Raw genomic sequence first — 473 nt, 5'->3', positions numbered from 1 at the left:
ATCTGGAGATGACCATATCAGCACTCAAGCTCGGTGCTTCAGATTTCATTTTAAAGCCATTCAACTTAGAACAGATGATTCAAGCTGTACTTCGTTGTATGGATAAGCGCCTTGACCAAAGAATGCAGTACGCGTTGAAGCGTGATGTCAGCCGCCACATCAAAACCGAGATTATTGGTAGCTCAGATAAGACCAAACAACTTAAGCTTCTTATTAGCCAATTTGCGCCGTCAAGAGCGTCCGTGTTGGTAGAAGGTGAGTCTGGTACCGGTAAAGAATTGGTTGCACGTGGTGTTCATGAAGCCAGTAAACGAACTGGGCCATTTGTCCCAATCAACTGTGGTGCGATTGCTCCAGAGCTTCTTGAAAGTGAATTATTTGGCCACACCTCCGGTGCCTTTACTGGTGCGAAGAAGAATAGAGAAGGTTTATTCAGAGTGGCTAATGGCGGTACGCTATTCCTTGATGAAATT

General features: G+C 45.0%; 1 protein-coding gene. It reads left to right on the top strand.

What is annotated here, in order from left to right; all coding sequences use genetic code 11:
* Positions 1–473, top strand: a 473-nt coding sequence (locus BCT81_RS02500) for a sigma 54-interacting transcriptional regulator (protein ID WP_133152497.1), incomplete at both ends; no start/stop codon positions are given.

The sequence above is a fragment of the Vibrio sp. 10N.261.52.A1 genome, from assembly GCF_002876325.1.
Classification (GTDB): Bacteria; Pseudomonadota; Gammaproteobacteria; order Enterobacterales; family Vibrionaceae; genus Vibrio; species Vibrio chagasii.
This window is presented reverse-complemented; position numbering and strand designations above follow the sequence as displayed.